This window comes from Streptomyces sp. NPDC091272, assembly GCF_044757485.1.
In the GTDB taxonomy this organism is placed as follows: domain Bacteria; phylum Actinomycetota; class Actinomycetes; order Streptomycetales; family Streptomycetaceae; genus Streptomyces.
On the sequence record NZ_JBIVVC010000008.1, the window covers coordinates 81,733 to 94,859 of the forward strand.

The following is a 13,127-nucleotide window of genomic DNA, read 5'->3' on the forward strand; positions in this document are numbered from 1 at the left end:
CTTCACCCGTAGATTTCGAGCCATGACGAACACCACCACAGACCTCGCCCAGCCGGTCAATGCCCAGTCGGTCAACGCCTGGTCGGTCGACGCTCAGCCGGCCGACGCTCAGCCGGTCGACGCCCGGCCGCTCAGCCCCCGGCCCGTGAACTCCGTGCTGCGGGTCCCGCCCGCCGCGCCCGCGGCAGCCGCGGCGTACTTCGGTGCGGCCCTCGCGTTCCACGCGGACGTCTCCGACGTCGCCGGCGCGCTCGCCTCGGGAGAGGACCCCGGGTTCGTGGTGATCGACTCCCGGTCCACCGAGTCCTGGGACCAGGGGCACGTGCCCGGCGCCCTCCACCTGCCGACCGCCCTCATCCCCGAGCAGGCGGGCCGTCTCCTCGACCCCGGGGTCCCCGTCGTCACGTACTGCTGGGGCCCCGGCTGCAACGGTGCGACCCGCGCGGCCCTCGCCCTCGCCCAACTCGGCTACCAGGTCAAGGAGATGCTGGGCGGCATGGAGTACTGGATCAGGGAGGGCTTCGAGTACGAGACCTGGGAGGGCCGGCAGACCCGTGACGCGGATCCCCTGACGGCCCCGATCGGCGCGGCGGACTGCGGCTGCTGAAGCACCCCCCGGGGGCGGGCGGGCGCCGTGGCACCTGCCCCGCCCGGGGCAGCCGAACAGCTGCCCCGGGTGGGACCGGGCGCGGTGGCCCGGCCCCGTGCGGGCGCCGATCAGAGCTTCGACAGCTCGTCCACCAGGTCGTCGAGGCCCAGCGAGCCCTGCGAGAGCGCCGCCATGTGCCACGCCTTCAGGTCGAAGGACTCCCCGTGCGCCTTGCGCGCGTTCTCCCGGCCCAGCAGCCACGCCCGCTCGCCCAGCTTGTAGCCGATCGCCTGGGCCGGCATCGACAGGTAGCGGGTGAGCTCGCTCTCCACGAAGTCCGCGGGCCGGCCGCTGTGCAGACCGAAGAACTCCTGGGCCAGCTCGGTGGTCCAGCGCTCGCCCGGGTGGAACGGGGAGTCGGCCGGGATCTCCAGGCCCAGGTGCATCCCGATATCCACGATGATCCGGGTCGAGCGCATCATCTGGGCGTCCAGGTAGCCGAGCCGCCGTTCGGCGTCGGGCAGGAAGCCCAGTTCGTCCATCAGGCGCTCCGCGTACAGCGCCCAGCCCTCCGCGTTGGCGCTGACCATGCCCGCCGACGCCTGGTAGCGGGAGAGCTGCCCGGCGACGTGCGTCCACTGGGCGAGCTGGAGGTGATGGCCGGGCACACCCTCGTGGTACCAGGTCGACACCAGGTCGTACACCGGGAAGCGGGTCTCGCCCATCGTCGGCAGCCAGGTGATGCCGGGGCGGGAGAAGTCCTCGGAGGGGGTCGTGTAGTACGGGGCCGCCGCGCCGCCCGCGGGGGCGATGCGGGACTCCACCGCGCGGACCCGCTCGGCGAGTTCGAAGTGCGTGCCGTCCAGGGCCTCGATCGCCTCGTCCATCACGGACTGGAGCCAGACGCGGACCTCTTCGACGCCCTCGATGTGGGTGCCGTTCTCGTCCAGCCAGGCGAGCGCCTCCCAGGGGGTCGCGGCCCCCGGCAGGACCTTCTCGGCCTCCGTCCGCATCTCGGCGAGCAGCCGGTGGTACTCCGCCCAGCCGTACGCGTACGCCTCGTCGAGGTCGAGGTCCGTGCCGTTGAAGGCGCGCGACCACAGCGCGTAGCGCTCTCGCCCCACGGCGTCGGGCGCGTCCTTGACGGCGGGGGCGTACACGTCACGCATCCAGTCCCGCAGCGCCACGACCGCCTCGGTGGCCGTACGGCCCGCCGCGTCCAGCTCCGCGCGCAGCGCGACCGGGCCGCCGGACGCGAACTCCTCGAACCAGCCCCGCTTCCCGCCCGCCCACTCGGTGAGCTGCTGGACGAACGTCGCGGTCGGCCGCGGCCCGCCCAGCAGACCGTTCTCCAGGCCGAGCGCCAGCGACCGCCGGTAGCCGTCGAGGGCGGCGGAGACGCCCCGCAGCCGCTCGGCGACGTCCACCCAGTCCTCGTCGGTGTCGGTCGGCGCGAGCGTGAACACCTCGCGGATGCTGTGTGCGGGGGAGTGGATGTTGCTGACCAGCCGCAACTCCTCCTGCGCCGCGTGCACCGCGAGTTCGGCGGTCAGCCGCTCACGCAGCAGCCGTCCGCAGCGCCGTTCGGCATCGGCGTCCGCGCCCGGCTGCCGCTCCGACTCGTCCAGTACGGCGAGGGTGTGCCGGGCGAGCTCGGCCACGGCCTGACGGCCCTCGGGGGAGTAGTCGGGCAGGGCGCGGGCGCTCTCCCGTACCCCGAGGGACGTGCCGAGGATGGGGTCGAGGGCGACGAGGGCGTCGAGGTACGCGTCGGCGACCTGGCGGGGTAGGGGGGTGCTGATGTCTGCCATGCGGACCATCCTCGTACGAAGAGGGGGCCCGCGTCATCAGCGTTCCGGCTCGACGGCCTGACGGCCGCCGCCGCTCACCGCGGCGGCGGGCAGCAACGGTCCGCAGTCCCACTGCTGGAAGACCAGCCGGGTCTCCACCCGGGCCACCTCCCGCCGGGACGTGAACTCGTCGAGCACGAGCCGCTGGAGGTCGGCGGTGTCCGCCACCGCCACCTGCACCAGATAGTCGTCGGGGCCGGTCAGATGGAACAGTGCCCGCGACTCCGGCAGCGCCCGGATCCGCTCGACGAACGGTCCCATCAGCTCCCGCCGGTGCGGCCGCACCTGTACGGACAGCAGCGCCTCGATCCCGCGCCCGAGCTTCGCCGGGTCGAGCCGCAGCTGGTGGCCGAGGATCACCCCGGAGCGGCGCAGCCTGCCCACCCGGTCCAGACAGGTGGAAGGCGCGACGCCCACCTCGGCGGCCAGCTCGCGGTACGTCGTCCGGGCGTCGTTCTGCAACAGCCGCAATATGTGCAGGTCGACCGGGTCCAGTGCGATGGAATCAGCCATCTGCCGAACGTAGCACGGCAGTTCACCCAGGCGGCCCGGCGGATGTTCAGACTCCTGCCATGACCGCCGAATCCGCGCCCGCACCCCGGGCCCTCGCCACCCACGCCGTGCACGCAGGCCGCGAAGACCTCGCCGCGCTGGGCGTGCACGCCGTACCGCTCGACATGTCGACCACGTACCCCTGCTACGACAGCCGGGCCGAGGCCGCGCGCATCGACGACTTCGCGGGCACCGGTGCGCGCCCGGAGGGGCCGCCCGTCTACGCCCGCCTGGACAACCCGACCACCGCCCGGTTCGAGGACGCCCTCGCCCGGCTCGAAGGCACCGACAGCGCGGTCGCGTTCGCCAGTGGCATGGCGGCGCTGACCGCGGTCCTGCTCGTACGGTCGTCGATGGGCCTGCGGCACGTGGTGGCGGTGCGACCGCTCTACGGGTGCAGCGACCACCTGTTGGGCGCCGGGCTGCTCGGCACCGAGGTCACCTGGGTCGACAGGGGCGACCCGGCGGGCGTCGCGGCGGCGATCCGCCCCGACACCGGGCTGGTGATGGTCGAGACCCCGGCCAACCCCACTCTCGCGGAGATCGACATCGCCGCCGTCGCCGAGGCCTGCGGACGAGTGCCGCTGCTCGTCGACTCCACCTTCGCGACCCCGGTGCTCCAGCGTCCGGCCGAGCACGGGGCGCGGCTGGTGCTGCACAGCGCGACCAAGTACCTGGGCGGGCACGGCGACGTGCTGGCCGGTGTGGTGGCCTGCGACGAGGAGTTCGCCCGGGGGCTGCGCCAGGTGCGCTTCGCGACCGGCGGCGTTCTCCACCCGCTGGCCGGCTACCTGCTGCTGCGGGGGCTCGCCACGCTGCCGGTACGGATGCGGGCCGCCTCGGCCAACGCGGCGGAACTCGCCAGGCGGTTGACCGCGGACCCGCGGGTGGCCCGCGTGCACTACCCGGGGCTGGGCGGCGCGATGGTCGCCTTCGAGGTGTACGGGGACCCGCACGCGGTGATCGGCGGCGTGCGGCTCATCACCCCGGCCGTCAGTCTCGGCAGCGTCGACACCCTGATCCAGCACCCGGCGTCCATCAGCCACCGCATCGTGGCGGAGGCGGACCGCAGGGCGGCCGGGGTCAGCGACCGGCTGCTGAGGATGTCGGTCGGCCTTGAGGACGTCGAGGACCTGTGGCGCGACCTGTGCGAGGCGCTGGCGGCGGCAGGGCGGTCCGGCCTCCCGGGTGACCGGACCGCCGGACCGCTCAGTTCGGCTCGCTCTGCTGCCCGTGTGCGGTCATCCCGTACCGCGGCGCCGTCGGACGTACCGGAGCCTGCGGTGCGCCGAGCCGGGCCGTGACCACGAGCGTCCCCTCCTCGATCTGGTAGTCGAGGGGCAGTTCGAGGCCGCGCATCGCGGCCACCATGCCGGTGTTGGACGCCTGGGTGACGGCGTACACGCTGTCGCAGTCGGCCTCGCGCGCCATCGACACCAGCCGGGACAGCAGCTCGGAGCCGATGCCGCGCCGCTGCCAGGCGTCCTCCACGAGCAGCGCGACCTCGGTCTCGTCACCGTCCCACAGCAGGTGGCCGAGGGCGACGAGCCGGCCGGAGGCCGTCTGCACGGCGAGGGTGCGGCCGTAGCGCGGGCTCAGCAGGTGGCCCAGGTAACGGTCGGCGTCACCGACCGGCCCGTGGTAGCGGAGGTTGAGGGTCCGCTCGGAGCACCGCTCGTGCATGGCGAGCGCCGCCTCGATGTCGTCGGGCCCCGCCCTGCGTACGGTGATCGCATTGCCCTCGGGCAGCGTGAGCACGTCCTGGCTGCGCGGCAGCCGGGGCCCGAGCCGGGCGTCCAGCTCCACCAGCGCCCGCACCCGCGCGAACTCGGTCGGTGTGAACGGCAGATACGGCCGCTCCACGGTGAGCGTCCCGCCGGACGGGTCCCGCAGCCGCATCACCGTCTCCTCCAGCACGCCTTCGACGGGCGCGCCCTGGCCGGTCGGCCGCCCGGTCAAGGTGGTGGCGGGGATCGAGTGGATGGTGCACCGGCCGAGCAACTGGCGCAACGCGAGCGGCAGTTCGGCGGCGTCCAGGGCCGTACGGGTGGCCAGTCCCAGCACCCGGGTGGGCGCGTCCACCAGATCGTGCGCGTCGGCACGCTCCAGCCAGGTGTCCCGAGCGCCGACCGAGGCGACCTCCCGGGTGAGGTCCCGTGCCTCAAGGGCGGCGGGGCTGCGCAGCAGCAGCTCGTCCACCGTCCCGTCGCCGAGCGGGTGTGTCTGGAGGGTCAGGATGTCGACGTGCAGCCGGGCCAGTACGGTGCACAGCGCGGCCAGCGACCCCGGCTCGTCCTTGACGGTGGTCCGCATTCGCCACAGCGAGGTCTCCCGCTCCCCCTCGTCCCCTGCCACCGGGGCCGGGCCGAGCTCGGCGGCAGGGGCGGGCAGGGGTGGCGGTGGTGCGTGACTGTGCTTGCGCGCCCACCAGGTGTGGAAGCCCGCGGTGGCCGCGAGTGCCACCGCGGAGGCGATGAGCAGCACGGGGCCGTCGGGGCCGTGCACGATCATGTTCGCGATCGAGTCGGCGACCGCCACCGCCGTGAAGAGCGCGGCGAGCTCGACGAGGTCGCGCCGCCAGTGGTGGCGGTGGCGGGCAAGCTTGTGGGACGCCGTGGCGCGGGAGGTCTCGGTGCGGTTCGTGTCCGTCATGGCAGCACTCTCGCCGAACGGTGTTGCCTGATCACGAACGCTCTGTGACTGATGGGTTAAGTGTGCTTCTGGCCGTTTCGCTGCCTTTTCCCACCTCGGACGACGGGAGATGTCCGTCCGAGTGACGCCCTGCGATCCCGCGGTCGCCCGCGGCGCCCCACCTTCTCCGCTTCTCCGCCTGTTCCCCGTCCGCAGGCCGGGAGTCAGCGGCTCGTGTCCAGGATGACCCTCGCCACCGCCGCCGGGTCGTCGTTCATCGGGACGTGACCGCAGCCGGGCAGCCGGACCAGCCGGGCCCCCGGGATGACGTCCCTCGCCCGCAGCCCCTGCCGGCGCAGCAGCAGCCGGTCCTTCGTCCCCCAGGCCACCGTCACCGGCACGTCCGGCACGTCGTCGAGGAACCGGACGGTGAGTCCGGCGCTCAGGGTGGGTTCGAAGCCGGTGGCCCCGCGCAGGGCGAGGGTTTCCGCGACGACGGATTCCGGGGTGCGGCGGCCGGGCTTCGCGTAGATGGTGCTGGTGAGCACGGAGCGGCCGGCCTCGCTCCGGGAGAGCCGCTCGATCAGCGGCAGCGGCATCGCCCTCGCCGCCACCCGCATCCCGCGCAGCGTGCCGAACGCGTACCTGCGCTCGGCCTGCGTCCAGAAGCCGGCCGGGGACAGTGCGGTCACCGAGCGCACGAGCTTCTCGCGGCCCAGCTCCAGGGCGAGCAGTCCGCCGAGCGAGTTGCCCGCCACGTGCGGGTGGTCCACGCCGAGCTTCCCGCACAGCGCGGCCAGTACGGGCACCACGGAGCCCAGGTCGTACGCCATACCGTCGGGCAGGGCGGGGGACGCGCCGAAGCCGGGCAGATCGACGGCTATCACGTCGCGCTCCGCCGACAGCGCGGACAGCACCGGCTCCCAGGCCTGCCAGTGGTGCCCGATGCCGTGCAGGAGCAGCAGCGGCTCGCCCTGCCCCCTGCGCTCGTACGTGACGGTCGCGGTGCGCGGCCCGCCGGGGGACTCGACGGTGAACTCGACAGTGGCGGTCATGGTGGGCAGCTCCCTGGTCCCTGGAATCCCTGGACTCCGGACTTAGACGGTCTGTCAGTAACAACTACCCTTCGGTAGCTTGGAGTTCAAGGGGCGGGCGCGGGTGGACGGGGGCGGTGCCCGGGGCGCTCCGGGACCGTGGGGCGAATGAGGTGGACAGCGCCCGGTCCATCGGCTGGGATGGGCCGGTGACCGCCGACACCGTGAGCGACCCGATGGATCCGACCGCGCTCTTCGAGGAGCACCGCCCCGTCCTGGCCGGCGTCGCCTACCGGATGCTCGGCCGGGTGGCCGACGCCGAGGACGTCGTGCAGGAGGCCTGGCTGCGCTGGTCCGCCGAGGACCGCGAAGACGTCCGCAGCCCGCGTGCGTATCTCGTACGAGTCACCACCCGGCTGGCCATCGACCGGCTGCGGCACGTGCAGTCGCGCCGCGAGGCGTACGTCGGTCCGTGGCTGCCCGAGCCGTACGGAACGGACTTCGGCGAACGCGCCCCCGACACCGCCGAACGGGCCGTCCTCGCCGACTCGGTGTCCCTGGCCGTCCTTGTCGTACTGGAGTCGCTCTCCCCCCTGGAGCGTGCCGTGTTCGTCCTGCGCGAGGCATTCGGTTTCCCGTACGGGGAGATCGCCACGGCGCTCGACAGGTCGGAGGCGGCGGTACGCCAGCTCGCGGGCCGGGCGCGCAAGCACGTCGAGGAGCGCAAGCCTCGCTACGACGTGGACCCCGTCGAACGGCGCGACCTCACCGAACGGTTCCTCGCCGCGGCCACCGGCGGTGACCTCGGTGAACTGCTGTCGCTGCTGGCGCCCGACGCCAGGCTGGTCGGCGACAGCGGCGGGAAGTCCAAGGCGCCGCTGCGGATCGTGGAGAGCGCGGACAAGGTCGCGCGGTTCCTGCTGGCGGTGGCCGTGCAGCCGCTGCCGGACATGGAGATCCGGCTCGTCGAGCTCAACGGGGGGCCCGCGCTGCTGGTCCTGTCCGGGGGAGCCCCGGACACCGTGTTCCAGCTGGACGTCGCCGACGGTGTCATCCAATGCGTCTACATCGTGCGCAATCCCGACAAACTCACCACGCTCGTGGCGGGGTAGCTCGCCCCGGAACGGGGCCGGCCGGCCCGCTGTGTGTCGAGCCCTGCCCCGCACCGCTCTCGGTGCGGGGCAGTTTGCGGTTTCATGAACGCATCGTGACCTACGCCCCTTTCGAGCCGTACCTTCCCTAACCTCCGTAACGGAACGCGCATTGGTCTTGACCAAGTAGATGTGCCGCCCTATGGTCGACGGGTTAGTACAAGGACCTTTAATAAACAAAGGCACGGAACACGGAATGCCGCGGGGGACGCGGCGATTGCGGAGGATCAGGGTGGGGACCACGCAGCTCGAAACGGTGCCGGAGCCGAAGTACTGGCACCTCAGGACCGTGCTCAGCGAGGCACTCGACTCCGACTTCTCGGTCGGCGAGATCCTCCCCAACGAGCGTGAACTGGCAGCCCGCTTCGGCGTCGCCCGTGCCACGCTGAGGCAGGCGCTCGAACAGCTGGAGCTGGAGGGCAGGCTGCACCGCCGCCGAGGCGTGGGCACCACGGTAGCCCCACCCCGGATGGGCGTCGACGTCTCCACCTCGCAGCACACCTGGCCCGGCACGGCCGGTGACGTCTGGCAGCCGGGCGACTGCACCACCGGCACCCTCGCGCAGGCCCCGGCGGCAGTGAGCCGGATGTTCGCGACCGCGGCCCCCGACTCCGCCGCCACCCCCGCTCCCACCGCGGACGACGTGCTGCACACCGTGCGCCGCACCCGTATGACGCACGGCCAGCCGGTCGCGGCCGAGCTGCTGTACGTACCGTCGGCCTCGGTCCCCGAACTCCCCGCAATAGAGGCCCCGTCCGGCCCGGTCCGCGCCCGCAGCGTGCTGCGCGAGCTGCAGCGCCTCGGCCTGGACGGCCAGGACCGCGCCGTCGAACTGGGCTCCGCCCGCGCCGACGACGCCAAGGAACTGGACCGGCTGCCCGGCGCGCCCGTCCTGGTCGTCACCACCCGGTACCTCGCCGCGGGCCGCACCGCGGCGGTCTCCGTCGCGACGTACCGCGCGGACACCTGCCGGCTGACCTTCGGCGCCTTCGGCGACCTGGAGATCAGCCACCACGAGCCGACCGCCCAAGCCTCCTGACCTGCCGCTCGCCGGCGGGCCGCCTCCTGGCCCGCCCCCCTGGCCTCACGCCTTCTGACCTGCCGCACGACTCACGAGCGAGGGCCGTCAGCGGCGGGCCGTCACCGTCGTCTCGACCGCGAACAACTGCTCCTCCACGTGGTCCAGCGCGAGGCGCAGTGCGCCCGTCGCCACCGAGGCCTCGCCGAGCAGCGACAGCGCGACCCGCGGCGGACGCAGACAGAACCGCTCCAGCTCGCCGCGCAGCGGCTCCAGCACGCCGTCGAGGCCGGCCGCCCAGCCGCCCACCACGACCAGTTCGGGGTCGAGCGCCAGGACCAGGGCCGCCACGTCGTGCACCAGCCGCTGGAGGAATCGTTCCACCGCGGCCTGCGCCTGGGCGTCACCGCGTTTGGCCTCGGCGAACACCTCCGCCACCGCATGCTCGTCCAACGGGTGCAGCGGCTCGCCGGTGGTGGAGAGAAGCTTCTCGGGGCGGGCCTCGCGCCCCAGCAGATGCAGTGCGCCGATCTCGCCCGCGGCCCCGCCGTAACCACGGTGCAGCCGTCCGCCGATCAGTGACCCCGCGCCGGGACTCAGCCCCGCGAGGACGAACACGAGGTCGTCGGTGTCCTGCCCGACGCCCTTCCAGTGCTCCGCCACGGCCGCGGTGTTGGCGTCGTTCTCCACCAGCACCGGGCACCTGAACGACCGGCGCAGCCGCTCGCCCAGTGGCAGCCCGGTCCACCCGGGCAGCGCGGTGCCGAGCCGTACCGTGCCGTCTGCCTCGACGATGCCCGGACTGCCGACGCCGACCGCCCGCAGCGAACTGCGCGGCACCCCGGTCCTGCGGAGCACGTCGGCGACCACCTGGCGCACCCGCTCCAGACGGTCGTCCGCCCCTGCCGACTCGTCGACCTCCCTGGCCCCGGCGCCGACGATCCGGCCGTCCAGTCCCGAGAGCAGTGCGGAGACGCGGTGCGGCCCGATCTCGATGCCCAGCAGATGACCCGCCTCGGCGCGGAACCGGAACCGTCGCGCGGGCCGTCCCTGGCGCTTCGCGCCACCCTCCTCGGCCACCGACTCGACGACCAGCCCCGCCTCGATCAGCCCCTCGACCACACCCTCGACGGTGGGCCGAGAGAGGCCGGTCGTGCGGGTCAGGTCGGTGAAGGTCGGGGAGTCCGCGAAACCCGCGCCACGCAGGGCGTGCAGGACCACGGCGGAATTGATCCGCCGCAACAGAGAGGGGTCCCCGCCGGTCAGCCGCCCCAACGTGTCCTCCCAGCTCGTACGCGTGTCTGCCGGATCGTACTAGCTGGCGACACGCCGATGCGAGCCACGCCGCAGAATGCCCGAAGCGGAACCGGATCGTTGCCGACGGGTCCGCTACTTTGCCGCCGCGTGCCGCAGGCGCCCGTACTCCTCGGCCATGGCCCCCACGCTCCAGTGCGCATTCAGTCCACTGGGGTTGGGCAGCACCCAGACCCGGGCGCCGCCGATGGTCCGCTCCTGCGGGCCGATCTGTGCCTTCTTCTCCTCGAAGGCCGTGCGGTACGCGGTCACACCGACCACCGCCAGCCACCGAGGGCGCAGCCGTGCCACCTTCTCCGCCAGCAACCGGCCGCCCTCGCGGTACTCCTCGGCACTCAGCTCGTCGGCGCGGGCACTGGCCCGCTCGACCACGTTGGTGATGCCGAGACCGTACGGGAGCAGTTCGTCCTGCTCCTGCGGGCGCAGCTGGCGCGGGGTGAACCCCGACCGGTGCAGCACGGGCCAGAAGCGGTTGCCGGGGCGGGCGAAGTGGAGCCCGGTGGCCGCCGACGTCAGACCCGGGTTGATGCCGCAGAACAGGACCCGCAGGCCGTCCGCGACGACGTCGGGTACGAGACGGTCGCGGGCGGCCTGGAGTTCTTCCGGTGTCAGCAAGGCAGCGGACCGCCCGTCAGAGGATGGAGCCGGGGGTGTAACCGGCCGCCTCGGGGTGCTGCTTGGTGATCTCCTCGATACGGGCGACCAGCGCGGCCACCTGCTGGCCCGCGGCCCCCGTGAAGGAGAGCTTGTCCGCCATCAGCTCGTCGAGCCGCGCGCGGTCCAGCGGCATCCGGTCGTCCGCGGCGAGCCTGTCGAGCAGCTCGTTGCGCTCGGCGCCCTGCTCGCGCATGGCCAGGGCGGACGCCACGGCGTGCTCCTTGATGACCTCGTGCGCCGTCTCCCGGCCGACCCCGGCCCGTACCGCCGCCATCAGGACCTTCGTCGTGGCGAGGAAGGGCAGGTAGCGGTCCAGCTCACGGGCGACGACCGCAGGGAACGCCCCGAACTCGTCCAGCACCGTCAGGAAGGTTTCGAGCAGCCCGTCGAACGCGAAGAACGCGTCAGGCAGCGCCACCCGGCGGACCACGGAGCAGGACACGTCGCCCTCGTTCCACTGGTCGCCGGCCAGCTCACCGGTCATCGACGCGTAGCCGCGCAGGATGACCATCAGGCCGTTCACGCGCTCGCACGAGCGGGTGTTCATCTTGTGCGGCATCGCCGAGGAGCCGACCTGGCCGGGCTTGAAGCCCTCGGTGACCAGCTCGTGGCCCGCCATCAGCCGGATCGTCTTGGCGACCGAGGACGGGGCACCGGCCAGCTGCACCAGCGCGGTCACCACCTCGTAGTCCAGCGAGCGCGGGTAGACCTGGCCCACCGAGGTGAAGGCGTGCGCGAAGCCCAGGTGGCCCGCGATGCGCTGCTCCAGGTCGGCCAGCTTGCCGGCGTCGCCGCCGAACAGGTCCAGCATGTCCTGCGCGGTGCCGACCGGGCCCTTGATGCCGCGCAGCGGATAACGGCCGAGCAGCTCCTCCAGACGGCCGTACGCGACGAGCAGCTCGTCGGCCGCGGTCGCGAAGCGCTTGCCGAGGGTGGTGGCCTGCGCGGCCACGTTGTGCGAGCGGCCCGCCAGGACCAGCTCGGCGTACTCGCCCGACAGCCTGCCCAGCCGCGCCAGCACGGAGACCGTACGGTCGCGCATCAGCTCCAGCGAGAGCCGGATCTGCAGCTGCTCGACGTTCTCGGTGAGGTCGCGGGAGGTCATGCCCTTGTGGACCTGCTCGTGCCCGGCGAGGGCGTTGAACTCCTCGATCCGCGCCTTCACGTCGTGGCGCGTGACCTTCTCGCGCTCGGCGATCGAGGCCAGGTCGACCTGGTCGACGACCCGCTCGTAGTCGGCGAGCGCCGCGTCCGGAACCTCGATCCCGAGGTCCTTCTGCGCACGCAGCACGGCCAGCCACAGCCGGCGCTCCAGCTTGACCTTCTGCTCGGGGGACCACAGGACGGCGAGCTCCGCGGAGGCGTAGCGGCCGGCCAGGACGTTGGGGATGCGAGGCTTCGCACTAACAGCAGTCACATGACCGGATTCTACTGGTGGTTTCTGCAGGCCAGGGCCACGGGTACGTTCGTACGTTGCTACGAGAGCGGTTCGTCGTACGGCAGCAGCTCGGGCCGTTTCGCGGGCCGTCCGTCGCCCGAGGAACGGCCGGTGAGGCGGCGGCCGATCCACGGCACCAGGTGCTCGCGCGCGAACCGCAGGTCACTGGTCCTGCGGGCGCCCCAGCCCGGCGGCATCGAGGTCGGCAGCGGGGACAGCCAGTCGTCCTGCGCGTCCAGACCGAGCGCCTGCCAGACCGCCTCGGCGACACGGCGGTGCCCCTCCGCGGTCAGGTGCAGCCGGTCGACGTCCCACATCCGCTGGTCGCCCAGGACGGGGGCCCCGTACAGGTCGACCACCACCGCGTCGTGCTTCGCCGCCAGCTCCCCGACGACGTCGAAGAGCTCCTCCACCCGGGGCCGGAACCGTTGGAAGACCGGACCTTGGCGGCCGGGGCTGCGCATCAGCACCAACTGCTTGCAGGACGGGGCGAGCATCTCGACCGCCTCGGTGAGCTTGGCGCGCACCCGGCCCATGTCGACCTTGGGCCGCAGGGTGTCGTTGAGGCCGCCCACGAGCGTCACCACGTCCGCCCTCATCGCGGCGGCGAGGGGCGCCTGCTCGTCGGCGATCTGGCCGATGAGCTTGCCGCGCACGGCGAGGTTGGCGTACCGGAATCCGGGCGTACGGGCGGCCAGCCGGGCGGCGAGCAGATCGGCCCAGCCGCGGTACGAACCGTCGGGCAGGGCGTCGGACATTCCCTCGGTGAAGGAGTCGCCGACCGCGACAAAGCTGGTGTAGGTGGCATTCATCTCCATGGCGGGAGCGATCCTACTCGGTCGGGTCCGGAGCCGGACGGCCGGGAAACGCCAACTGCCGGGCCCCTCGTGGGA

The 13,127-nt window shown here is 72.8% G+C and carries 12 protein-coding genes; 4 read left to right on the plus strand and 8 right to left on the minus strand.

Going from position 1 to position 13,127, the window contains the following annotated elements:
• Window positions 1–22: 22 nt before the first annotated feature.
• On the plus strand, window positions 23–607 hold the full coding sequence (locus ACIQM4_RS22580) for a rhodanese-like domain-containing protein (protein ID WP_401594397.1): 585 nt from the start codon (window positions 23–25) through the stop codon (window positions 605–607).
• A 110-nt stretch (window positions 608–717) separates the two neighbouring features.
• Here ACIQM4_RS22580 and ACIQM4_RS22585 read toward each other — a convergent pair whose 3' ends face one another.
• Together ACIQM4_RS22585 and ACIQM4_RS22590 are read right to left on the minus strand one after the other, a co-directional pair.
• Window positions 718–2,400, minus strand: a complete 1,683-nt coding sequence (locus ACIQM4_RS22585) for a DUF885 domain-containing protein (protein WP_401594399.1) — start codon at window positions 2,398–2,400, stop codon at window positions 718–720.
• A 36-nt stretch (window positions 2,401–2,436) separates the two neighbouring features.
• Window positions 2,437–2,952, minus strand: a complete 516-nt coding sequence (locus tag ACIQM4_RS22590; RefSeq protein ID WP_401594401.1) for an Lrp/AsnC family transcriptional regulator — start codon at window positions 2,950–2,952, stop codon at window positions 2,437–2,439.
• A 59-nt stretch (window positions 2,953–3,011) separates the two neighbouring features.
• Here ACIQM4_RS22590 and ACIQM4_RS22595 point away from each other — a divergent pair, with 59 nt between their 5' ends.
• Window positions 3,012–4,295, plus strand: a complete 1,284-nt coding sequence (locus tag ACIQM4_RS22595; protein WP_401594403.1) for a trans-sulfuration enzyme family protein — start codon at window positions 3,012–3,014, stop codon at window positions 4,293–4,295.
• Here ACIQM4_RS22595 and ACIQM4_RS22600 read toward each other — a convergent pair.
• Together ACIQM4_RS22600 and ACIQM4_RS22605 are read right to left on the minus strand one after the other, a co-directional pair.
• The gene (locus ACIQM4_RS22600; RefSeq protein ID WP_401594405.1) at window positions 4,201–5,643 is read right to left on the minus strand and encodes a GNAT family N-acetyltransferase; all 1,443 of its coding nucleotides are present in this window, start codon (window positions 5,641–5,643) and stop codon (window positions 4,201–4,203) included. The genes ACIQM4_RS22595 and ACIQM4_RS22600 overlap by 95 nt on opposite strands.
• 203 nt (window positions 5,644–5,846) lie before the next feature.
• Window positions 5,847–6,677 (minus strand): alpha/beta fold hydrolase, encoded by an 831-nt coding sequence (locus ACIQM4_RS22605; protein ID WP_401594408.1) that lies wholly within the window; start codon window positions 6,675–6,677, stop codon window positions 5,847–5,849.
• Window positions 6,678–6,892: 215 nt separating this feature from the next.
• Between ACIQM4_RS22605 and ACIQM4_RS22610 the strand changes: the two genes are divergently transcribed.
• Together ACIQM4_RS22610 and ACIQM4_RS22615 are read left to right on the plus strand one after the other, a co-directional pair.
• Window positions 6,893–7,768 (plus strand): RNA polymerase sigma-70 factor, encoded by an 876-nt coding sequence (locus ACIQM4_RS22610; RefSeq protein WP_401595029.1) that lies wholly within the window; start codon window positions 6,893–6,895, stop codon window positions 7,766–7,768.
• A gap of 271 nt (window positions 7,769–8,039) precedes the next feature.
• Window positions 8,040–8,846 (plus strand): GntR family transcriptional regulator, encoded by an 807-nt coding sequence (locus ACIQM4_RS22615; protein ID WP_401594410.1) that lies wholly within the window; start codon window positions 8,040–8,042, stop codon window positions 8,844–8,846.
• An 87-nt stretch (window positions 8,847–8,933) separates the two neighbouring features.
• Here ACIQM4_RS22615 and ACIQM4_RS22620 read toward each other — a convergent pair whose 3' ends face one another.
• The 4 genes from ACIQM4_RS22620 to ACIQM4_RS22635 all read right to left on the minus strand — a co-directional run bounded on the left by ACIQM4_RS22620 (window position 8,934) and on the right by ACIQM4_RS22635 (window position 13,052).
• The gene (locus tag ACIQM4_RS22620; RefSeq protein ID WP_401594412.1) at window positions 8,934–10,100 is read right to left on the minus strand and encodes an ROK family protein; all 1,167 of its coding nucleotides are present in this window, start codon (window positions 10,098–10,100) and stop codon (window positions 8,934–8,936) included.
• A 114-nt stretch (window positions 10,101–10,214) separates the two neighbouring features.
• A complete protein-coding gene (gene mug, locus ACIQM4_RS22625) occupies window positions 10,215–10,751 on the minus strand; it encodes a G/U mismatch-specific DNA glycosylase (protein ID WP_401595032.1) in 537 nt (178 codons plus the stop codon).
• A gap of 19 nt (window positions 10,752–10,770) precedes the next feature.
• A complete protein-coding gene (gene purB / locus ACIQM4_RS22630; protein WP_401594415.1) occupies window positions 10,771–12,213 on the minus strand; it encodes an adenylosuccinate lyase in 1,443 nt (480 codons plus the stop codon).
• A 59-nt stretch (window positions 12,214–12,272) separates the two neighbouring features.
• The gene (locus ACIQM4_RS22635; RefSeq protein ID WP_401594418.1) at window positions 12,273–13,052 is read right to left on the minus strand and encodes an SGNH/GDSL hydrolase family protein; all 780 of its coding nucleotides are present in this window, start codon (window positions 13,050–13,052) and stop codon (window positions 12,273–12,275) included.
• Window positions 13,053–13,127: the final 75 nt, after the last annotated feature.

Bases quoted from the DNA above. Each gene is read 5' to 3' on its own strand.
- ACIQM4_RS22590 (WP_401594401.1), bottom strand. From the start codon at position 2,952: ATGGCTGATTCCATCGCACTGGACCCGGTCGACCTGCACATATTGCGG.
- ACIQM4_RS22600 (WP_401594405.1), bottom strand. From the start codon at position 5,643: ATGACGGACACGAACCGCACCGAGACCTCCCGCGCCACGGCGTCCCAC.
- ACIQM4_RS22580 (WP_401594397.1), top strand. From the start codon at position 23: ATGACGAACACCACCACAGACCTCGCCCAGCCGGTCAATGCCCAGTCG.
- ACIQM4_RS22585 (WP_401594399.1), bottom strand. From the start codon at position 2,400: ATGGCAGACATCAGCACCCCCCTACCCCGCCAGGTCGCCGACGCGTAC.
- ACIQM4_RS22605 (WP_401594408.1), bottom strand. From the start codon at position 6,677: ATGACCGCCACTGTCGAGTTCACCGTCGAGTCCCCCGGCGGGCCGCGC.
- ACIQM4_RS22635 (WP_401594418.1), bottom strand. From the start codon at position 13,052: ATGGAGATGAATGCCACCTACACCAGCTTTGTCGCGGTCGGCGACTCC.
- ACIQM4_RS22595 (WP_401594403.1), top strand. From the start codon at position 3,012: ATGACCGCCGAATCCGCGCCCGCACCCCGGGCCCTCGCCACCCACGCC.
- ACIQM4_RS22610 (WP_401595029.1), top strand. From the start codon at position 6,893: ATGGATCCGACCGCGCTCTTCGAGGAGCACCGCCCCGTCCTGGCCGGC.